Origin of the sequence: Dinoroseobacter shibae DFL 12 = DSM 16493 (assembly GCF_000018145.1) — a bacterium.
In the GTDB taxonomy this organism is placed as follows: domain Bacteria; phylum Pseudomonadota; class Alphaproteobacteria; order Rhodobacterales; family Rhodobacteraceae; genus Dinoroseobacter; species Dinoroseobacter shibae.
The window spans coordinates 1,500,876-1,519,914 of sequence record NC_009952.1; the positions used below are offsets into that span (position 1 = coordinate 1,500,876).

Consider the following 19,039-nt stretch of genomic DNA (forward strand, 5'->3'; position numbering starts at 1 on the left):
GCATCTGCGCCCCGGGTCCTTTTCAGTATTCAGATTTTTCGGGGGCGCCCCATGACCGATCCCAACCAGCAGCCCGGCGGCAAGGGTGGCGAAGGCCGCCAGTTCACCGACGAGGAACTCCAGGATCTGGTCGCCTCCACCGATAGCGGGGCGCGCAACCCGTCCAGCCGTAGTGTGGCCTTGCTGATTGCCGGTCTCGCCCTGGCGTGGTCGCTCTTCCAGCTCTGGATCGCCCAGCCCCAGCTTTGGTTCGCCGAATATGTGTCGGTTCTCAACTCGTCCCAGACACGTCCCCTGCACCTGACCTTCGCCATCGTGTTGGCGTTTCTGGCCTATCCCGCCTTCAAGAATTCGCCGCGCGACCGCATTCCGCTCTTCGACTGGATGCTGGTGGCCGTGGGCGGGTTTTGTTCCTTCTACATCTTCTGGTTCGCCGACACGCTCGCATTGACCGCGCGCTCCGGCCTGCCGACGCAGACCCAGATCATCATTGGTGCGATTGGACTGCTGTGCCTGCTGGAGGCGTCGCGCCGGGCGCTGGGGCCTGCCCTGACCATCGTCGGATCGCTCTTTCTGCTTTATGCTTATATGGGGCAGGGCTGGCTGATCCCGAACCTGATCGAGCATGAGGGCCTGTCCTTCACCGCCCTGATCAACGCGCAATGGCTCGACACGGCGGGGGTGTTCGGTATCCCGCTGGGGGTGTCGACCGCCTTCGTGTTCCTCTTCGTGCTGTTCGGCTCGCTCTTGGACAAGGCCGGCGCGGGCAACTACTTCATTAAGCTCGCCTTCGCGGGGCTCGGCCATCTGCGCGGTGGGCCGGCCAAGGCGGCGGTGGTCGGCTCGGCCATGACGGGCCTGATCTCGGGGTCGTCGATCGCCAACGTGGTGACCACCGGCACCTTCACCATCCCGCTGATGAAGCGCGTGGGCTTTACCGCCGAACAGGCCGGCTCGGTCGAGGTGGCGTCCTCGGTCAACGGCCAGATCATGCCCCCGGTGATGGGCGCTGCGGCCTTCCTGATGGTGGAGTTCATCGGCATTTCCTATGTCGAGGTGATCAAGCACGCCTTCATCCCGGCGGTGATTTCCTACATCGCGCTGATCTACATCGTGCATCTCGAAGCCCTGAAAAAGGACATGCCCGCGCTCGGCGAGGCCAAGAGCTTCGTCGGCATGATCGTCAAGTTCTTCCTCGGCTTCGCCATTGCGGGCGCCGGGTTCACTGTTCTCATCTACGCCGTGGGCGCGCTGAAAGCCGCGGCCCCCGCGCTGACCGGGCCGGTGATGATGGTCGCCCTTCTGGCGGTTTACGTCTGGCTGGTGGCCATCGCGTCGCGCCGCCCGGACCTGGAGGTCGACGATCCCAACGCCAAGGAAATCGTGCTGCCGCAGGTCAAGGACGTCTATGCCACGGGCCTGCACTACATCCTGCCCATCGTGGTGCTGGTGTGGTTCCTGATGGTCGAACGGCAAAGCCCGGCCAAATCGGCCTTCTATGCAACGTCGCTGATGATCTTCATCATCCTGACCCAGCGCCCGCTCAAGGCGTTCTTCCGCGGCCTTGCCGCGGACGCGGTGGAAGAGTTCAAGGGCGGCTTCAACGACCTGGTCGAGGGGCTGATCGCGGGGGCGCGCAACATGATCGGCATCGGTGTGGCCACGGCCGCCGCCGGCATCATCGTGGCCACGGTCACCAAGACGCCCATCGGCACCGAATTGGCCGGGCTGGTCGAACAGTTGTCCTTCGGCATCCTGTTCCTGATGCTCGTGCTGGTGGGGCTGTTCTCGCTCATCCTCGGGATGGGGTTGCCGACGACCGCCAACTACATCGTTGTCTCGTCGCTCATGGCGTCGGTGGTGGTCTCGCTCGGCGCGCAGGAGGGGCTGATCGTGCCGCTGATCGCGGCGCATCTATTTGTGTTCTATTTCGGGATCATGGCGGATGTGACGCCGCCGGTGGGCCTGGCGAGCTTTGCTGCCGCCGCCGTGTCCGGGGGCGACCCGATCAAGACCGGGTTCACTGCTTTCTTCTATTCCCTGCGCACGGTGGCGCTGCCCTTCCTGTTCATCTTCAACCCGACACTGATCCTCTATGGCGTGGATCTCGGGACATGGCCGGGCATATTCCAGGCCATCGGGGTGTTCATCGTGGCGACCTTTGCCATGCTGCTCTTTGCCGCCGCCACCCAGGGGTATTTCTTCGCCAAGTCACGCCTGCATGAAAGCTTTGCGCTTCTTCTGGTGGCCTTCACGCTCTTTGTGCCGAATGTCTGGCTCAACATGGTGCAGCCGCCCTTCCGCGAAGCCCCGGCCACGGAATTCGAGCAGGTGGTCGAAGCGGCCGAGACCGGCCAGGCTTTGCGCCTGCTGATCCGCGGCCCGGACTTCAACACCGGCGAGGCGGCGGAAACCACGATCCTGATGGAGATCGGCGACGGCGATCTTGCGCAGCGGATCGACGCCTCGGGCCTGCTGCTGCTGCCCGAGGGCGACCAGGTGCGCCTCGACGAGCCCATGTTCGGCACCAAGGTCGCCGAGATCCTGGCGGATTTCGACTTCTACGCGGATGAGCCTGTGCAGATCGCCTCGATCCAGGTGCCGCAGACCCAACTGCCCGAGCAGGTCTTCTACATCCCGGCGCTGCTCTTGCTGGGCGGGGTGATCGCGTTGCAGCGGCGCCGCCAGACCAAGCCCGCTTTCTGAGAGGAACCTCCCATGTTCAAGACCCTGCTTTTGCCCGTGGACCTGTCCAGCCCGCAAAGCTGGGAGAAAGCCCTGCCGGCCGCCTTGCGCCTGCGCGACAGCGAGGACAGCGCCCTGCATATCGTCACCGTGGTGCCCGATTTCGGCCTGTCCGTGGTCGGCTCCTTCTTTGAGGAGGGGTTCGAGAAAAAGGCCCTCCAGGAGGTGTCGGACAAGCTGCGCAACTGGGTGGCGGAGAACGTGCCGGACACGGTGGAGGTGCATCCCCATGTCCTCCACGGCCGGGTCTATGACGAGATCATCCGCGCGGCGGACCGGCTCGATGTGGACGCGATCGTGCTCGGCTCCCACAGGCCGGACCTGGCCGATTACCTGCTCGGTCCGAACGCGGCGCGTGTCGTGCGCCACGCCAGGCAATCGGTGTTCGTGGTGCGTGGAGAGGCCTGATCCATGGCCGGTCATGTCTTCGGACGCAGTGCGGCGCAGATGCCCACGGCCGTGGCCGGAGCGGGCTGCTACATCATTGACGCCGACGGCAAGCGCTATCTCGACGGCTCGGGCGGCGCGGCTGTGTCCTGTCTGGGCCACGACCACCCGGCGGTGCGCGCAGCACTTCATGCCCAGATCGACAAGATTGCCTTCGCCCATACCGGATTCTTCACCTCCGAGCCTGCCGAGGTGCTCTGCGATGCGCTGATCGCGGCGGCGCCGAAGGGGATCGAGAAGGTCTATCTGCTCTCGGGCGGGTCTGAATCCGTGGAGGCCGCGCTCAAGCTCGCGCGGCAGTTCTTCCTGGAGACCGGAGAGCCCCGGCGCCACCGCGTTATCGCCCGGCGCCAAAGCTACCATGGCAACACGCTCGGCGCACTGGCCGCAGGTGGCAACGCCTGGCGCCGCGAGAAATACGCGCCCCTGCTGGTGGAAACTTACCATATAGATCCCTGCTATGCCTACCGGCATCAGGCCGTGGGTGAGAGCGATGCCGCCTACGGGCGGCGCGCGGCGGACGCGTTGCGCACCGAGATCGAGCGCCTCGGCCCCGAGACCGTCATGGCCTTCATCGCCGAGCCCGTGGTGGGGGCCACCGCCGGGGCCGTGCCGCCCGCGCCGGGGTATTTCGAGCGCATCCGCGAGATTTGCGATGAATACGGCGTGCTGCTGATCCTCGACGAGGTGATGTGCGGCATGGGCCGGACCGGCACGCTCTTTGCCTGTGAACAGGACGGGATCAGCCCGGACATCGTGACCATCGCCAAGGGGCTTGGCGCAGGTTATGCGCCCATAGGCGCCATGCTGGCCTCTGGCCGGATCTACGACGCCATCGCCCAAGGCAGCGGCAGTTTCCAGCACGGCCACACCTATCACGGGCACCCGCTCGCCGCCGCGGCGGCCGGGGCCGTGGTCGAAACCCTGCGCGCGCCGGGCACCATGGCGCAGGTCCGTGCCAAGGGCGCGACGCTGCAGTCGCGGCTGGAGGCGGCGCTGGGCCAGCATTCCCATGTGGGCGATATCCGGGGCAGGGGCCTCTTTCGCGGCATCGAACTGGTCGAGGACCGCGACACCAAGCGCCCGCTCGATCCCGCGCGCAAGGTGTCGGCCCGGATCAAGGCCGCCGCCATGGCGCGCGGCCTGATCTGCTACCCGGGCAGCGGTACGATCGACGGCAAACACGGCGACCACATCCTGCTGGCCCCGCCCTTCATCATCGAAGACAAGCAGATCGACGCGCTGGTCCACATGCTCGCCGAGGCCATCGACGACGCAATGGCCGCCACGCAGGCCTGAACGCCGCGCGGGCGCAGTCCGCAGGTCTGAAATCGTTGGGGAAAAGTGGCTAAGGGGACAGGCCTGATATACAATCTTCTCTGCTCCAGAACCGTCGGTTTATAAAGGGTTTTAGAAAATTGAGCTGCCGGCTGCAGCAAGCGAGACTGAGAACCAACTCCTCGAACCTACAAGTAAGCCATGCATTCAACAAAAGCCGACTGCCGGCGCTGCATCAGGATCTCGTATGCGGACTGTGGCTTGAACCGCAGCCACTAGAACCGTGCCGTCTTGCAACCAGTCTTAACGCTGCGTTCGCGCAGCAAGTCCTCGACGTTACGCAGGGACAGCGGGAACCGGACATACATCATGACCGGCAGGCGGGTAATCTTGGGGCCGATCTTGAACCACTTGAACAGGCTGGGTTTGGTCAATACAGAACGTGACCTGCCACGGAACTCTCATCCAGCCGCGACCGGAGCCCGGATGGTGTTTACGCCGATCGGCGCATGTTGAAAGATCGACCGACGCGCGGAGATTTCATCTCGCGCAGTGGGGCGGGCGATTGCGGTGGTCAGGGTCCGGGCGTAGCCGTAGCGACCTTATTGGGATGCAAGCGCGGTGATGTCCGCGGTCAGAACGTCTTCCTGGGGACGCCCGCGTGGAACCTGCCGCTGCGTCGATCGATGCTGGCCGAGGACACGGCAGGCAAGCCGCTCCGACACAGTGCGTCTCGCGGCGCAGGGGCGGCACGTGGGTGACCCCGCATCCTCGGGATGTCTCGTCATGTGTCTAAAAAGCCTCGGATGTCCGTCTTTTGGAGCAGGCCTAAAAGCTATAGCGGGTAGAGATTCAAGCGGATTTCGCACAGGGTCGGCGGTGCTGACGTTGTTTGAGGGCCTTGTGCGAACGGGGTGAAAACCTACATCTTTTGTATCTAGCCAGAGTTCTCACATCCTAGCCATCGGCACACTCGCCACGCGCACCGGCACCAAGGTACAGACGTTCCGCTATTACAAGCAGATCGGGCTGATGCCCTAACCTAGGCGGACCCAAGGTGGACAGAGGCGCTATGGCGAGGCGGATATCAACCGGCTCGCCTCATCCGTTGTGCGCGCAAACTTGGCTTCACGCTCGACGCGATCCGCGAGCTTATGGCGCTGTCGGAAACGCCGAACCGCCCCTGTGCCGAGGTGGACCAAATTGCACATCGCCAACTCCAGGAGGTGGAGGCCCGGATCGCCTGGCTCGAGGTGCCGCGCGCGGAACTCAAGCGCATGCTGCAGGAATGCGGGCGCGACACGGTTGCGGCATGCTGCGTGCTGGAGCTGTTGTGCGACCATTGCGCCTGCCGTGCGCGCAGGGATGCGCGGGACTGACCGATGTTCCGCTCTTGCGGGCCCCTCAGAAAAGGCGCCCGCCAGCTTCCCGCTCAGAATGTTGAACGCAGACCGATATAGAAGGATCGGCCGTCCCCGGGAATGAAGGCGGCCTGATCGTTGCGCGCCTGGTCGACGATCAGTGTTGAGGCCGCATAGCGTTCGTCGGTCGCGTTGCGGATCTCGAAGAACGCTGTGGTGGTTTCGGTCACGGCATAGCGCATATTGAGGTCCAGCGTCGCGAACGGATCCGCGTGGAGCGTATTGAGATTGTCCACCGGGGTCTTGACCGGCCGCCAGTAAAGCCGTCCCCCGAGGTTGAGCCGGTCGGTTGCGGCCCAATCAAGCGCGAGGTCGATCACATGGGGCGTGGCGCCCGCGAGGCGGTTATTGCCCCGCACGGGATCGTCGTCGAAGCGGAAGTCTTGATAGGTGTAGGCGAGCCGGGCAGCGACATCGCCGAACACGGCGGAGACCCCGAGCTCGACCCCTTTGTGGGTGGTCTCTCCGGCATTGACGGCGCCGAGCGAGGCCCCGGTGACGTCGCGGAGCGAGAGCAGCTCGTTTTCGATCGCGGCGTGATAGACCACCGCATCGACATCGAACGCGCCGACCTGGCCGCGCCAGCCGATCTCGACGGTGGTCGCGGTCTGCGCCTCCAGGTCCGGAGTGGCGAAGGCGGAGGCGGGAAAGGCCGGGTTCGGTGGTTGCGGGCGGCCCGCACTGCTGTTCGGGGTGCCGTTGATGGTCGCGAGCAGGTCGTTATGGGTCGGCGGCTCGAAGGACCGGCTGATCGCGCCGAACACGAGGTTGCGGTCGTTCACCTGGTAGCTGAGGGCGAGCGAGGGGCTCCAGCCCTCGTAGGTGCGGGAATAGCTCGTGTCCTCGAAAGGGACGACGCCCGGGGGCAGGGCCATATCGGGCATCGCCGGGTTGAAGGCCAGCGTGGGCCGTGTGGCGGCGCCAAACCGGTCGTCATTGTCCCGTGTCGCATGGGACCACGCGATGCCCGGGGACAGGACCAGCCGGTCCGAAAGGGGGATATTGGCGATGGCCGAGACCGTCAGGGTGTCGGCCGAAAGACGGTTGCGGCCGAACCGTGCGCCCCGCGTGCCCGCCTCGTTGAGGAAATAGTCGCGGTCCGCCGTGCCGGTGATGTAGGAGGCGGTGGCCTCGAAGAGCGGCAGGGCCGCCTCAGGGTCGGGGCGATAGGCATAGCGTGCTACGAAGGTGAAATCGTCCCCGTCCGTTTCGCGGACCCCCGAGGACACAGGGAAGCGGAAGCTGTCTTCGGTGCGGGCATAGCCGAAGGCGAGATCCGCAACGCTCGCGCCGAACTCGCCGGTGATCCGGGCCCCGATGCGCGCCTGGGTCGCTTCGCGCCCCGGGTCGTCCCGCGGCACGTTCGGCCCCGGATTGGCGACGCTCGGCGGCGTCCCCGGCGTGAAGACCGGCCCGGCATGGACGGAGGCGGGGTCCCGGTCCAGTGCCGCGGCGGTGATGGGTCCGGGCACGCCGAAGGAGAGGTCGGTGACGCCCGCGAAGACCCGGGCGGAAATCTGGTCGGTCAGCTCGATCCCGAGGTTTGCGTTGAAGGCCTGCCGCTCGGAGTCGTTGTTGTCGTCCCGAAAGCCGTCGCGGGTCAGGGCCTCGAAGCGCAGATGGGCATCGTACCCGTCGCCCTGCCATCCGGCGATCGCCTCGCCTTCGAGATAGCCGAAACTGCCCCCGGTCAGGCCAAAGCTCAGGCCCGGGGCGGAGGAGCCGGTGGGCGAGACGAAGTTCAGCGCCCCGCCCAGCACCGTCGCCCCGAGCCGGTTCGCGGTGTAGCCGCGATAGACCTCGACGAACTCGGCGGCCCTCGGATTGGACAGGCCCACGATATAGGAGCCATCCGCCTGGTTGAGCGGAAGGCCGTCCTGCAGGAACAGCACACCGCGTTCGACCGGGTTCTGTTGCAGGCCCGATCCGCGGATTTGTACCCGGGGTTGATCGAACCCGCCGAAGAAGTCCTGCACCACCACACCCGGCGCCCCGTCCAGCACATCGGACAGGGTCACGGTCGCGCTGTCGCGATAACTGTCGCCTCGCAGCAGGTCGGTCCCGCCCGGGGTGGCGCGCTGGCGGTCCTCAGCGGTGGCCAGGGCGCCACTGGTGCCGTCGATGACGATCGGTTCCAGTTCGATGGTGGTGCCCGGCGTGGCTGATTGGCCGAGGGCGAGGGTTGGCATCAGGGCGGCGACCGCGGTGGCGGTCAGGGGTCTTGTGAACGGCATTATCCGGTCTTTCGGTTGGTGTGACGGCTGCCGTTACGGTGGCGCGATGAGAAAGGTTATTCGGCAGCGGCGGGGTAGGGCGCCGCGGCGGTCGGTGGGAGGGCGGCCTCGGCGCTGCCGGGCTGAGCGACCGGGGGCGCGATGCGCGACAGGGCGGGCCAATAGGCCGCAAGCCAGAGCAGGAAGCCGCCCCCCCAGGCGGTGGCGGCGAGTGCCATCGTGGGCAGGGGCAGGTTGATGCCGAAATCCGGGGCAACGCGGAGCAGGACCGCCGCCACGAGCGCGCAGGCGCCGAGCCGCGCGGGGCGCGAAAGGCCCAGCGGCTGGCCCGTATGCAGGCATCCCGCGATGCAGTAGACCGCGTAGACGCCCAGCCCGAGCCCCCCCATGAAGGCGATGTGCAGGCCCGTAACGTCCGGCCAGGGCGCCCCGAGGCGCGCCGCCCCGGCAAGCATCAGGCCGAGCCCCGCAAGGGCGCTCGACCCCGCGAGCATGAGGATCTCGGTCCGGGCGGCCTCGCGCCCGATGAAGGCCTCGCCGACCCGGTCCATGAAGGCCGCACCGGCCGCGATCAGCAGCCAGGCGGAGACGGCGGCGCTGACCCCCAGCGCCTCCCCCGCCATCGCCAGAAGGACCAGGCCGGGCGCGAGGTGCAGCCGCCCGGGATGGGGCCGGAAGGGGGAGGTCCGCTCGGTCGGGTCGAGCACCAGGTTGGTGATCGGCGCGGTGATCCGCGACAGGGCCAGCCCCAAGAGGCCGAGGAAGGCGAAACCGGCGAGGTGGAGGCCGAGGGTCGCGCGGGCCAGATCTCCGGTGGCGAAGCCCAGCCGCGCGGTGGCGGTGGTGGCGGCCAGGAGCGCCAGCCAGAAGATGAAGGCAAACAGCCGGTCGGTGCGGCGGCGGACAGACAGGGCGACCAGCCAGGCGATCAGCGCGAGCATCCAGCCCAGATCGGCGAGCGCGCCGAGCAGGCCCGCGGCCTCCCACCCCGGCAGGCCGACCAGCCGGCCAAGGCCCCAGAGCCCCGCCAGCGCCCAGAGCGGACGGCCCCGGGGTGGCGCGGTATCGGTCCATTCCGGCGCGGCGGTGGTGACGAACCCGATCAGCGCGGCGCCGAAGGCCCCGATCAGCATCTCATGGGCGTGCCAGAGCCCGGGCGGCACCGCCTGCGCCAGGGGCAGCGACAGCCCCCAGGCGACAACCCAGAGCAGCGGGAAGAGCGCGGCATAAAGTGCCCCAAGCGCGAAGAACAGCCGGAACCCCTCGTCGCCGAGCGTGGCGCGCCAGCCTCGGGGCAGGGGTCGGTCGTGGCCGGTGGCGGGGCCGCAGCTCATGCGATCTGCCTTTCGTCGACGTCGTGGATGTGGCGGAAGATCGGGTCGCGGCGAGTGGCGGTGCGAACCCAATCGAAGACCGCGCTGTCGCTGCGGTCGCGCGGGTCTCCGGTCAGGGGCCGGTCGCCGAGAATGCCGCGCCCATGGGTGTCGAGCACGGCGATGCGATGGGCGATCCTTGCGGCTTCGGACAGGTCATGGGTGATGAACAGTCCCGACAGGTGGCCCCCGGCGCAGGTCTCGATCACCAGGTCCTGCATGCGGCGTCTGAGGGCCACGTCGAGGGCGGTGAAGGGCTCGTCGAAGAAGATGAAATCGGGTTCCACCGCGAGGGCCCGGGCGATGGCCACGCGCTGGCGCATACCGCCGGAAAGCTCCACCGGGTACTTGCCGAGATCCTCGGGAAGGAGCGCCACCTGGGCCGCGGCCCGGGCGATGCGCGCACGCCGCGCGGCGCGCGACAGTCCCGCGAGGCGCAGCACGTAGTCGATATTGCCCGCCGCCGTGGCCCAGGGCATCAGCGCGGGGTCCTGGAAGATCATCGCGTGGCGGGCGTAGCCATGGGTGACCCGGCCCGCGCGGGCCTCCGTCAGCCGGGCCGCGATATGGGCAAGGGTGGATTTTCCGCAGCCCGAGGGGCCGACCAGGGCGACGATCTCGCCCCGGGCGACGTGCAGGTCGATCCCGTCGAGCACCGTGCGGCCGAGATAGGCGTGCCCGATGCCGGAGAGGGTCAGGGCGCTCATCGCTTCACCCCCCAGGGGCGGGCCGCATGGCGCCAGCGGTCTATCTCGGCCTTCACGGGCTGCACGAGCGTGTACTCCACCGCGATCAGCAACGTGACCGCGATCAGCACCCAGGCGAGCGCCAGTTCGATGTCGAGGTTGATGCGCGCGTCCGCGAGCGCCCCGCCGATGCCGCCCGCGTTGGCCAGAAGCTCTGCCATCACGGCCACCTTGAAGGCGGTGCCCAGGGCCAGGGCGAGGGCGGGAAAGAGCGTGGTTGTCGTTTGCCGCAGCCCCATGGTCAGGAAGCGCCGCAGCGGGCCGGCCCCGAAGGCCTCGGCCAGCCGGTCGAGCCGCCGGTCCCGGGTGGTGATGCCGCGCGCCGCCCCCATGAAGACCACCGGCAGGGCCGAGATGAGGATCACCGTGCGCACGGTGGCGTCGGAGCCGCCGAACCAGATCATCGCAAGGACGATCCACGCGATGGGCGGCACGCCGAGCAGGACCGTGACCAGCGGCGTGACGAGGCGCAGGATCGCCGGGAAGTATCCCGCCGCCACGCCGAGCGCGGTCCCGGCCGCGGCCACGAGGAAGAACCCGCTGAGGGCGCGTTGCAGGGTCAGCGCGGCGATCTCCCAGGCCGCCGGGTCGACTGCAAGAGCGCCGACCGTGCCCATCGTGTCGAGCGGCGCGGAGAGGATGAACGGCCCGTAGGCCTCGTGCCCGGCCTGCCATGCGGCGAAGAGAAGCGCCAGCGCCGCCAGCCCGGCCCAGCCCGACCACAGGAAGGCGCCAATGCGTCCGAGGCGGGCCGCGAGCGATATCAGGAAGGGCTGGATCATCATGGTGCCGATCTTTCGGGCGGAAGGGCAGGGCGGCACGGGGCCGCCCTGCGGTGCGGGTCAGAGGTAGAAGGCGTCGTCGGGCAGGGCGCCGCCGATCCGGGCGAGGTCCGTCCCGCCCATGGCCGTCAGCATCCGTTCGATATCCGCCCGCGCCTCGGTGGCGGGACGGGCGACGAGGTTCGCATGGGGGATCGAGGCCGCCAGAAGCGGCGCTGGCAGGCCGAGGGCCTTCGTTGCATGGGCCGCGGCCGCCTGCGGCTTGGCCAGGACATCGGCGGTCGCCTGCTCCAGCGCGGTCAGAAGCGCAGGCACCGTCTCGCCATGCTCCGCGAGGAAGGTTCCGGTCAGAGCCAGTCCCGCCTGCGGCAGGACGGGGGCGGCCCCGGTCATCTCGCCCCAAGCGTTTTGCAGGTTGATCGCGCGCCGGATCTGCTTGCCCGCCTCGCGCCCCCGCAGCACCGCCGCCGTGGTCGAGGGCTCGGCGGTCAGGGCGGCGTCGACGCGCCCGGCCAGCATCAGCTGCATCGCCTCGGTCGGGGTACCGGCATAGGTGATCTGCAGATCGTCCGGGCCCAGACCGTAATGGGCGAGAAGCTGGCCGAAAATGATCTCGGGCGTGTCGCCGCGGAAGGGCACGGCGATGTGACGGCCCGCAAGATCGGGGATCGCCGCGATCCCGGGATCTTCGGCGAGGACATAGAGCAGGCCGTTGGTCATGGCATTGGCCAGCCGGATCGGGAAGCCGCGGTTGTAGAGGTTCGCCGCCGCCTGGATCGGCACCACCGAGGCGAGGATCTCGCCCGAGGTCAGCCCGGCGCGCAACTCGTCGGGGCTGCGCCAGGCGGTAAAGCGCGTCTCGTCCGCGATGTCGGTCAGCAGTCCGGCGGTGACCGCATGGGCGAGCGTGATCGACGGACCGGCGGGCGGCCCGTAGAGCGCTAGACGCGGGATCGGGGCGGCGACCGTGCGGCGGGGCAGGGCAAGGGCGCCAGTGGCGGCGCCGAGAAGGGCGAGGGTGGATCGGCGGGTAAGGGAGGTCATGTCAAGGGGCTCCTGAAGGGCGGCATGGATGATCGGGGCACGCCGGATGTGGGCGCTGCCGGATCGGGGGGGTCTGATTGGTGAGGCGCCGGGATCAGCGGCGGGAGGCGGGAACGGACCATGCAGAGACTCCAGATGGGCTGGCGCCGGAGGGGCGCGGGGATCTGGCTGGGGCCGTGTCGGCGCCTGGCTCTGAGAGGGTGGGGCGGCCGCTCGGGCGGCTGAGGATATAGGCGCTTGCGCCCAGCAGACAGGTCATCTGGACGGCGAGCACCGGCCCGGACACGCCCGCCACGAGGCTGAGGACCAGTGCGGCCCCCATCATCAGGTGCGCCACGACCCTGACGCGCGGGGCGATGGCCCGATGGGCGCGCCATTCGGCGATCATCGGGCCGAAAATCCCGTGCTGTTCCAGTCTTTGCGCAAGGCGGGGCGCGCCCTTGGCAAAGCAGAACGCGCCGAGAATCATGAAGGGTGTGGTTGGCAGGACGGGCAGGACCGCGCCCACCGACCCGGTCGCAAGCGAGACAACCCCGGCAGCGGCCCAGAGGGGCCGGACGGCGCCTGCGAAGGGGGGTGTCAGCTGTGTCATGATTCGGGGCGCCGATCGTAAAAGGTGTGTTCGAGAGGACAGATAACAGGGCACGGTCCAGGCAAGCCTTGATGTTGATCAATTTTGTCAGGTTTTAGATCGCCGCCCGCGCCATTGGCTGCGCAGCGCGCGCCGGCTGGTGTCTCGGGACTGCGACACCCGGTGGCCGGCCGGGGGCGCCGGGCGCTCCGGTCTAGAGGAGCGCTTCGATGCGGGTGTCAACTGCGTTCCCCGGTCACGGCAAGCTAACCCCAGAACAGGAAGAGCTCAGGATCCTGCGGCGCGAAGTGTCGAAACTGAAGGCGGAGCGGGACATCCTAAAAAAGGCCGCGGTCCACTTCGCCAAGGACCCGCTGTGATGTTTGGGTTTGTGGCGAAACACCGAGGGGTCTGGCCAGTCAGTTGGATGTGTGACGCGTTCGGTGTGTCACGGATCGGCTTCCATGCCTGGCTGACGCGAGCACGCAGCGACCGGTCGATCCGCGACGAAGAGCTGTCGGCGGCGATCCGTGCCAGCTTTCTGCGATCGGACCGGACCTATGGTGCTCCACGGGTCTGGCACGATCTTCTCGAAGAGGGCTATTCCTGTGGGTTGCATTGCGTCGAGCGATTGATGCGGCAAGCGGCCTTCAGAGCTCGTCCAAAGCGTCGGCAACCACCGAAAGACGAGGGCACGAGGTCGATCATAGCTACCAACGTGCTTGAGCAAGAGTTCGATGCAAACGGCCCTAACCAGAAATGGGTGGCCGACTTCACCTATGTCTGGACGGCTGAGGGCTGGCTCTACGTCGCGGCCGTCATTGATCTCTTCTCGCGCCGTGTCGTCGGTTGGTCCATGAGCGATCAGATGACGTCCCAGATGATCACGGACCCCTTGATCATGGCGATCTGGCGCAGAGGCCGAGCAAAGGAGCTGCTGCACCACTCGGACCAAGGCAGCCAATACACCAGCGAGCCGTTCCAAAGGCTAATGGCTGATCACGGCATCACCTGTTCAATGAGCCGATCGGGAAATGTCTGGGAGTTCAAGCTGGTCCGTGCAGCGGATCAAACGATCCGGGGGATCGTTTGAAGGCGCAGAACGCTGAACGAACAGATTGACGCGGTTGCCAAGTTTGGGATGCTCAAGCCCGACATCTCTAACGACATCACCGGCAACCTTGCGCCCCGGATCGAGTTGCGTCCCTATCAGCGCACGGCGCTGGAACGCTGGCTGTTCTACATCGACAAGTACGACGGACGGCCCAAGGCCCCGCACCTGCTGTTCCACATGGCCACGGGCAGCGGCAAGACGGTCCTGATGGCGGCACTGATCCTGGACCTGTACCGGCGCGGCTACCGCAACTTCCTGTTCTTCGTGAACTCGGCCCAGATCATCGAGAAGACCAAGGAAAACTTCCTTAATGCCGCATCGGCCAAGCACCTGTTCGCGCCCACGATCCGCATTGACGACAAGCCCGTGGACATCCGCGCGGTGGACACCTTCGACGCGGTGTCAGGCGATGCGATCAACATCCACTTTACCACCATCCAAGGGCTGCACACGCGGATGCAGGCCCCGAAAGAGAACGCCGTCACCATCGAGGATTTCCGCGACTACAAGGTGGTGATGATCTCGGACGAAGCACACCACCTGAACGCAGAGACCAAGAAGACGCTTACGGAAGGCGAGAAGGCAGAGAAGGCCAGTTGGGAAGGCACGGTATCCGAGATTTTCCGCCAGCACCCCGAGAACATGCTGTTGGAGCTTACGGCAACCGTGGACCTGAGCCACGATGCGATCCGCGCGAAGTACGCCGACAAGATACTCTACGACTATTCCCTGCGCCAGATTCGCGAAGACGGCTATTCCAAGGACATCGAGTTGCGGCAGGCCGATTTACCACCGGCGGAACGGATGATGCAGGCAATGGTTCTGAGCCAGTACCGCCGCAAGGTGGCCGAGGCGCATGGGCTGCATTGCAAGCCGGTGATCCTGATCAAGTCCAAGACGATCAAGGACAGCGCCGATAACGAGGCCGCGTTCACGGCGATGGTGGCCGGGCTGACGGGCGAGGCGCTGGACGCGCTCAGGGCGGCCTCTGAGGGCGATGAGACCCTTTCTCGGGCCTTCACCTTCATCATGGATGAAAGGGCCATGAGCGGTGCGGATTTCGCCCGTGAGCTACAGGGCGATTTTGCCCCCGAGAAGGTGGTGAACGTTAACAACCCCAAGGATTTGGAAAACAGACAGATAGAACTCAATGCCTTGGAGGACCGCGACAACGAGATACGGGTGATCTTTGCCGTCGATAAGCTGAACGAGGGCTGGGACGCGCTGAACCTGTTCGACATCGTGCGGCTGTACGATACGCGCGACGGCAAGGCCAACAAAGTGGGCAAGACCACAATGGCCGAGGCTCAGTTGATCGGACGCGGTGCCCGGTACTTCCCCTTCATGGCTCCGGACCAGCCCGACGCGGCGCGGGAAAAAGCGCAAGTATGACAGCGCGGTGGACATGGGCAGCAAGTTCTTGGCGTGGGGCCTGAAGGGACCGATCTGGCAGGCCGGTATCGTTCAGCGTCTCAACATACGCATCCAGCGAGGCCGCGAAGTAGCTTCGCACAATCTCGCGCATCTCGTCTTGTCTGAGCCTCGCCAATGCCTTGTTATCCCGAACCAATCGCCCGCATGATGCAAGATGGCGGGCCAGATCGCCAGCACGATCTGGGCACTTCGTGCGGAGGGAAATCCGAACGGTTCTGCGACTTTGGCGGTTGAGGGCAGGCAAGGGCCAGTGGTTGTAGTAAATCCCGTGGCGTGATGGAGATAGGTATGTGGACAGTTTCATGGGCGTGGTGGTCCACTTTGTGTCGCACTTGCCTGCCCAACTCTTAAGTCGCTGATCTATATGAAAATGGCGGAGAGACAGGGATTCGAACCCTGGGTGGGCTTGCACCCACAACGGTTTTCGAGACCGCCCCGTTCGACCACTCCGGCACCTCTCCGCGAAGGGTCTGTGGCGGATCGTGTAGCCGCGCCGCGCCGGGGGTGCAAGGGGGAAGCCGCCTCAAGTCTTCACATCCCGGACAAAACCCGCAATCGCCATTGGAAACTGCGCCGCCGTCCCATATTTCTAGTGCAACAACTCTCGGAGGTCCCATGCTGCGTTCCGCTGTCGCGCTTTGCGCCTGTCTTGCCCTTGCGCCCCTGCCTGCGCTCGCTACCCCGCGGATCGACGCGTTGCTCGATGCGGTGGGCATCCAGCGGATGCTGGAGCTGATGCGAGAAGAGGGGCTGGTCTACGGCACGGAGCTGGCCGAGGATTTCCTCGGCGGCAACGGCGGCCGGTCCTGGGATGCGGCGGTGCAGGATGTCTATGATCTCGACAGGATGCGCCTGCGTCTCAAGGAGGGATTCGAGGACAGCATGGACGAGGACCTGCTCGACCCGGTCGAGGCGTTCTACACCTCCGAGACCGGCACCGAGATCGTGTCGCTGGAACTGGCGGCGCGGGAGGCGTTTCTCGACAAGACGCTGGAGGATGCCACCAAGGCGCGGATCCCCGAACTCGAAGCAGAGCACCCCGAGACCTATGCCCAAGTGACCGAATTCATCGAGGTCAACGACCTGGTGGAGCAGAACGTGGTCGGCGCGCTGAACTCGAACTACGCCTTCTACATGGGGCTGATCGATGGCGGCGGCTTTTCCGGGGATCTGAGCGAGACCGCCATCCTCGCCGATGTCTGGGGCCAGGAACCCGAGATCCGCGCCAGCACCACCGAATGGCTCTATGCCTTCCTGCTGACGGCCTACCTGCCGCTGGAGACCGAGGCGATGGAGGACTACCTCGAGATGTCGCGCTCCGAGGCGGGGCAGGCCTTCACCCGAGCGCTCTTTGCCGGGTTCGACGAGATGTTCATCGAAATCTCCCGCAACCTCGGGGCCGCGGCCTCGCGCTTCATGGCCAGCGAAGAGTTGTGAGGCCCAAGCCCCCCGAGGCCCGGACGGGGCTTGACTTGCAAGGGGCTTTTGACAATAAGCCACCGTCCGGACAGGTGATCGCCTGGCGGGCTCTAGAAATGTCGCCCGATGTGGGCGCGCTGTTCGCGGCGGGATGCGCAAGGCAGACCACGAACACCGGCAGGGCCGGGGCCACAGGACGCGGGTAAAAATGAAGGAAGATCATATGTTTGCGGTCCTCAAGACCGGTGGCAAGCAGTACAAGGTTTCCAGCGGGGATATCCTGCGCGTGGAAAAACTGGCCGCCGAAGCGGGTGAAACCGTTCAGTTCAACGAGATTCTCATGGTCGACGGCACCGTCGGCGCCCCCCTGGTGGATGGGGCCGGTGTGCAGGCCGAAGTGATCGAGCAGATCAAGGGCAAGAAGGTCATCCATTTCGTCAAGCGTCGGCGGAAGCATGGCTCCAAGCGCACCAAGGGCCATCGCCAGCAACTGACGCTGCTGCGCGTGACCGACATCCTGGCCTCCGGCGCAGGCGCGACCGGCGTGAAAGCCGCCGTGGGCGCAGGCTCGGTCTCCGGTGCCGCCGTCGAAGCGGCCGCACCTGCGCCGAAGAAAGCCGCGCCCAAGAAGGCGGCCCCGAAAGCCGACGCGCCCAAGGCCGAAGCGCCCGCAGGCGCGGACGACCTCAAGAAGCTGTCGGGCGTGGGCCCGGCGCTCGAGAAGAAACTGCTGGAGGCGGGCGTGACCACCTTCGCACAAATCGCAGCATGGACCGACGAGGACGTGGCTGCTATGGACGAGAAACTGTCGTTCAAGGGCCGGATCGAGCGTGAAGGCTGGATCGCTCAGGCCAAAGAACTGGCAAACGGCTGATAGGAGGCACGACCAATGGCACATAAAAAAGCAGGCGGTTCATCCCGGAACGGGCGCGACTCCGCGGGCCGTCGCCTCGGCGTCAAGAAATTCGGTGGCGAGACCGTCATCCCCGGCAACATCATCCTGCGTCAGCGCGGCACCAAGTGGTGGCCGGGCGACAATGTGGGCATGGGCAAGGACCACACCCTCTTTGCGACCGTGGAAGGCAACGTGTCGTTCAAGAAGGGTTTCAAGGGCCGGACCTTCGTATCCGTGCTCCCGGTCGCCGAGGCCGCCGAGTAAGCCGACCGCACTTCAGGAACACGCGTCCTGACGGACCGGCCCCAAAGGCCGGTCCTTTTCGTTTTGGCCCCGCGGCATATGCAATCGCAGCATTCCGTCCCGCATCGCGCAACCCGAAAGTCCCCCATGAGCGTCGCCATCGGCAGTTTCCTCGTTTTCGCCGCCAGCCAGGTCGGAACCCCCGGCCCGGCGAACATGGCGTTGATGGCCACCGGCGCGCGGTTCGGGCTGCGTCGGGCAGTGCCGTTCCTGGCCGGGGTGATTGCGGGCAAGCAGTTCATCATCTGGCCCATGGGGTTCGGCCTGCTGGCGCTCGGCACGAGGCAGCCATGGATTTTCGAGACCCTGAAATGGGTATCGGCGGCTTATATCTGTTATCTTGCCTGGCGCGTGACCCGGTTGCGTCTCGGCACACCCGAGGCCGAAGGCGCCCCCGCGCCGGGATTTGCCGCCGGGCTGATCGTGCACCCGCTCAACCCCAAGGCCTGGGCGATGATCACCGCGGGCTTCACCAGCTTCACCGCCCCCGGCACGCCTGCGCTGCAGGCCACGCTGACCATCGCGCTCTGCCTTCTGGCCTGCCAGATCGTGCTGCAGCCGATCTGGGCCTGGGGCGGGTCGGCCATGGCGGCCCGGGTCGCGGGCACCGCGGTGGAGCCGATCTTGATGTATGTCCTGGCGGGCCTGACGCTCGCCAGCGTCCTTTATGTGCTGTTCGGAGGAGGACCAGCATGAGTTACGAAACGATCGCACCCGCAGCGGCCATTCCGGCCAAGCGATTCATCCTGCGGCCCCTGCGGGCGTCGGATGCCGGGCTGATGGCGCTCTATACCAGCGACAAGCGCGTGGCGGAGGGCACGACATCGATCCCCCATCCGCTGCCCCCCGGTACGTCGGAGGCCTTCATCGCCCGCGTGATCGCACCGGGCAGCGACGAGATCGTCTGGGCCATCGACGCGTCGGAGTTCGGCGGGGGGGAGCTGCTGGGCGTGATCTCCCTCAAGCGCATGGACCGCGGCCAGTCCGAGATCAGCTACTGGGTGGCGCCCGCCTGCTGGAACGCCGGGTTCGCGAGCGAGGCGGTGCACGCGCTCGTGGATGCCAACCCCTTGGCGAACAAGACGATCTTCGGCGCGGTCTTCCAGGACAACCCGGTCTCGGCGCGGGTGCTGACCAATGCGGGCTTCGACTATCTCGGCGATGCGGAGGCGTTTTCCGTGGCGCGCAACGCCAAGGTGCCGACCTGGACCTACCTCAAGACCGTGGACTGAG

General features: G+C 66.4%; 15 protein-coding genes, 1 tRNA gene and 4 pseudogenes. 11 read left to right on the forward strand and 9 right to left on the reverse strand.

The features are described 5' to 3' along the window. Positions 1-51: 51 nt before the first annotated feature. The 3 genes from DSHI_RS07355 to DSHI_RS07365 are packed head-to-tail and all read left to right on the forward strand — an operon-like array spanning position 52 to position 4,491. Positions 52-2,706 (forward strand): TRAP transporter permease, encoded by a 2,655-nt coding sequence (locus DSHI_RS07355; protein WP_012178116.1) that lies wholly within the window; start codon positions 52-54, stop codon positions 2,704-2,706. A gap of 12 nt (positions 2,707-2,718) precedes the next feature. After that, positions 2,719-3,153, forward strand: a complete 435-nt coding sequence (locus DSHI_RS07360) for a universal stress protein (protein WP_012178117.1) — start codon at positions 2,719-2,721, stop codon at positions 3,151-3,153. A 3-nt stretch (positions 3,154-3,156) separates the two neighbouring features. After that, positions 3,157-4,491 carry an aspartate aminotransferase family protein gene (locus DSHI_RS07365; protein ID WP_012178118.1) on the forward strand — a complete coding sequence of 445 codons (1,335 nt, stop codon included), beginning with the start codon at positions 3,157-3,159 and terminating at the stop codon, positions 4,489-4,491. Positions 4,492-4,931: 440 nt separating this feature from the next. On the opposite strand, the pseudogene DSHI_RS22255 reads toward DSHI_RS07365, so the two are convergent. Further along, a pseudogene (locus tag DSHI_RS22255) lies at positions 4,932-5,060 on the reverse strand (IS3 family transposase); the annotation flags it as partial. Positions 5,061-5,075: 15 nt separating this feature from the next. Further along, positions 5,076-5,195, reverse strand: a pseudogene (locus tag DSHI_RS21685) (IS3 family transposase); the annotation flags it as partial. 229 nt (positions 5,196-5,424) lie between these two features. Between DSHI_RS21685 and DSHI_RS07375 the strand changes: the two are divergent. Beyond that, positions 5,425-5,849: pseudogene (locus DSHI_RS07375) on the forward strand (MerR family transcriptional regulator). Positions 5,850-5,902: 53 nt separating this feature from the next. Here the strand turns inward: DSHI_RS07375 and DSHI_RS07380 are convergent. The 6 genes from DSHI_RS07380 to DSHI_RS07405 all read right to left on the reverse strand — a co-directional run bounded on the left by DSHI_RS07380 (position 5,903) and on the right by DSHI_RS07405 (position 12,662). After that, complete coding sequence (locus tag DSHI_RS07380) at positions 5,903-8,125, reverse strand: TonB-dependent receptor family protein (protein ID WP_012178121.1); 2,223 nt, start codon at positions 8,123-8,125, stop codon at positions 5,903-5,905. Positions 8,126-8,181: 56 nt separating this feature from the next. Then, complete coding sequence (locus DSHI_RS07385) at positions 8,182-9,459, reverse strand: NnrS family protein (RefSeq protein ID WP_012178122.1); 1,278 nt, start codon at positions 9,457-9,459, stop codon at positions 8,182-8,184. Next, a complete protein-coding gene (locus DSHI_RS07390; protein ID WP_012178123.1) occupies positions 9,456-10,205 on the reverse strand; it encodes an ABC transporter ATP-binding protein in 750 nt (249 codons plus the stop codon). Before DSHI_RS07390 ends, DSHI_RS07385 begins: the two co-directional genes overlap by 4 nt. Beyond that, positions 10,202-11,029 carry an ABC transporter permease gene (locus DSHI_RS07395; protein WP_245533062.1) on the reverse strand — a complete coding sequence of 276 codons (828 nt, stop codon included), beginning with the start codon at positions 11,027-11,029 and terminating at the stop codon, positions 10,202-10,204. The genes DSHI_RS07390 and DSHI_RS07395 overlap by 4 nt, the downstream gene beginning before the upstream one ends. A 57-nt stretch (positions 11,030-11,086) precedes the next feature. Next, a complete protein-coding gene (locus DSHI_RS07400; protein WP_012178125.1) occupies positions 11,087-12,070 on the reverse strand; it encodes an ABC transporter substrate-binding protein in 984 nt (327 codons plus the stop codon). Positions 12,071-12,164: 94 nt separating this feature from the next. Continuing rightward, entirely contained in the window at positions 12,165-12,662 is a 498-nt protein-coding gene (locus DSHI_RS07405) for a YbaN family protein (RefSeq protein WP_012178126.1), read from the reverse strand. Between the two features lie 218 nt (positions 12,663-12,880). Between DSHI_RS07405 and DSHI_RS07415 the strand changes: the two are divergent. Next, positions 12,881-13,686: pseudogene (locus DSHI_RS07415) on the forward strand (IS3 family transposase); the annotation flags it as partial. Between the two features lie 96 nt (positions 13,687-13,782). Further along, entirely contained in the window at positions 13,783-15,147 is a 1,365-nt protein-coding gene (locus tag DSHI_RS07420; RefSeq protein ID WP_012178129.1) for a DEAD/DEAH box helicase family protein, read from the forward strand. 413 nt (positions 15,148-15,560) lie between these two features. Here the strand turns inward: DSHI_RS07420 and DSHI_RS07425 are convergent. Beyond that, a tRNA-Ser gene (locus DSHI_RS07425) sits at positions 15,561-15,650 on the reverse strand. Between the two features lie 154 nt (positions 15,651-15,804). Here DSHI_RS07425 and DSHI_RS07430 point away from each other — a divergent pair. The 5 genes from DSHI_RS07430 to DSHI_RS07450 all read left to right on the forward strand — a co-directional run bounded on the left by DSHI_RS07430 (position 15,805) and on the right by DSHI_RS07450 (position 19,038). Next, on the forward strand, positions 15,805-16,626 hold the full coding sequence (locus tag DSHI_RS07430) for a DUF2059 domain-containing protein (protein WP_012178131.1): 822 nt from the start codon (positions 15,805-15,807) through the stop codon (positions 16,624-16,626). A 205-nt stretch (positions 16,627-16,831) separates the two neighbouring features. Further along, positions 16,832-17,482 (forward strand): 50S ribosomal protein L21, encoded by a 651-nt coding sequence (locus tag DSHI_RS07435; protein WP_044028522.1) that lies wholly within the window; start codon positions 16,832-16,834, stop codon positions 17,480-17,482. 15 nt (positions 17,483-17,497) lie between these two features. Continuing rightward, positions 17,498-17,767 (forward strand): 50S ribosomal protein L27, encoded by a 270-nt coding sequence (rpmA, locus tag DSHI_RS07440; RefSeq protein ID WP_012178133.1) that lies wholly within the window; start codon positions 17,498-17,500, stop codon positions 17,765-17,767. A gap of 126 nt (positions 17,768-17,893) precedes the next feature. Then, the gene (locus DSHI_RS07445; RefSeq protein ID WP_044027679.1) at positions 17,894-18,502 is read left to right on the forward strand and encodes a LysE family translocator; all 609 of its coding nucleotides are present in this window, start codon (positions 17,894-17,896) and stop codon (positions 18,500-18,502) included. After that, positions 18,499-19,038 carry a GNAT family N-acetyltransferase gene (locus tag DSHI_RS07450; protein ID WP_012178135.1) on the forward strand — a complete coding sequence of 180 codons (540 nt, stop codon included), beginning with the start codon at positions 18,499-18,501 and terminating at the stop codon, positions 19,036-19,038. The genes DSHI_RS07445 and DSHI_RS07450 overlap by 4 nt, the downstream gene beginning before the upstream one ends. Position 19,039: the final 1 nt, after the last annotated feature.

Bases quoted from the DNA above. Each gene is read 5' to 3' on its own strand.
- DSHI_RS07445 (WP_044027679.1), top strand. From the start codon at position 17,894: ATGAGCGTCGCCATCGGCAGTTTCCTCGTTTTCGCCGCCAGCCAGGTC.
- DSHI_RS07430 (WP_012178131.1), top strand. From the start codon at position 15,805: ATGCTGCGTTCCGCTGTCGCGCTTTGCGCCTGTCTTGCCCTTGCGCCC.
- DSHI_RS07360 (WP_012178117.1), top strand. From the start codon at position 2,719: ATGTTCAAGACCCTGCTTTTGCCCGTGGACCTGTCCAGCCCGCAAAGC.
- DSHI_RS07405 (WP_012178126.1), bottom strand. From the start codon at position 12,662: ATGACACAGCTGACACCCCCCTTCGCAGGCGCCGTCCGGCCCCTCTGG.
- DSHI_RS07395 (WP_245533062.1), bottom strand. From the start codon at position 11,029: ATGATGATCCAGCCCTTCCTGATATCGCTCGCGGCCCGCCTCGGACGC.
- DSHI_RS07400 (WP_012178125.1), bottom strand. From the start codon at position 12,070: ATGACCTCCCTTACCCGCCGATCCACCCTCGCCCTTCTCGGCGCCGCC.
- DSHI_RS07355 (WP_012178116.1), top strand. From the start codon at position 52: ATGACCGATCCCAACCAGCAGCCCGGCGGCAAGGGTGGCGAAGGCCGC.
- DSHI_RS07435 (WP_044028522.1), top strand. From the start codon at position 16,832: ATGTTTGCGGTCCTCAAGACCGGTGGCAAGCAGTACAAGGTTTCCAGC.
- rpmA (WP_012178133.1), top strand. From the start codon at position 17,498: ATGGCACATAAAAAAGCAGGCGGTTCATCCCGGAACGGGCGCGACTCC.
- DSHI_RS07390 (WP_012178123.1), bottom strand. From the start codon at position 10,205: ATGAGCGCCCTGACCCTCTCCGGCATCGGGCACGCCTATCTCGGCCGC.
- DSHI_RS07450 (WP_012178135.1), top strand. From the start codon at position 18,499: ATGAGTTACGAAACGATCGCACCCGCAGCGGCCATTCCGGCCAAGCGA.
- DSHI_RS07365 (WP_012178118.1), top strand. From the start codon at position 3,157: ATGGCCGGTCATGTCTTCGGACGCAGTGCGGCGCAGATGCCCACGGCC.
- DSHI_RS07385 (WP_012178122.1), bottom strand. From the start codon at position 9,459: ATGAGCTGCGGCCCCGCCACCGGCCACGACCGACCCCTGCCCCGAGGC.
- DSHI_RS07420 (WP_012178129.1), top strand. From the start codon at position 13,783: ATGCTCAAGCCCGACATCTCTAACGACATCACCGGCAACCTTGCGCCC.
- DSHI_RS07380 (WP_012178121.1), bottom strand. From the start codon at position 8,125: ATGCCGTTCACAAGACCCCTGACCGCCACCGCGGTCGCCGCCCTGATG.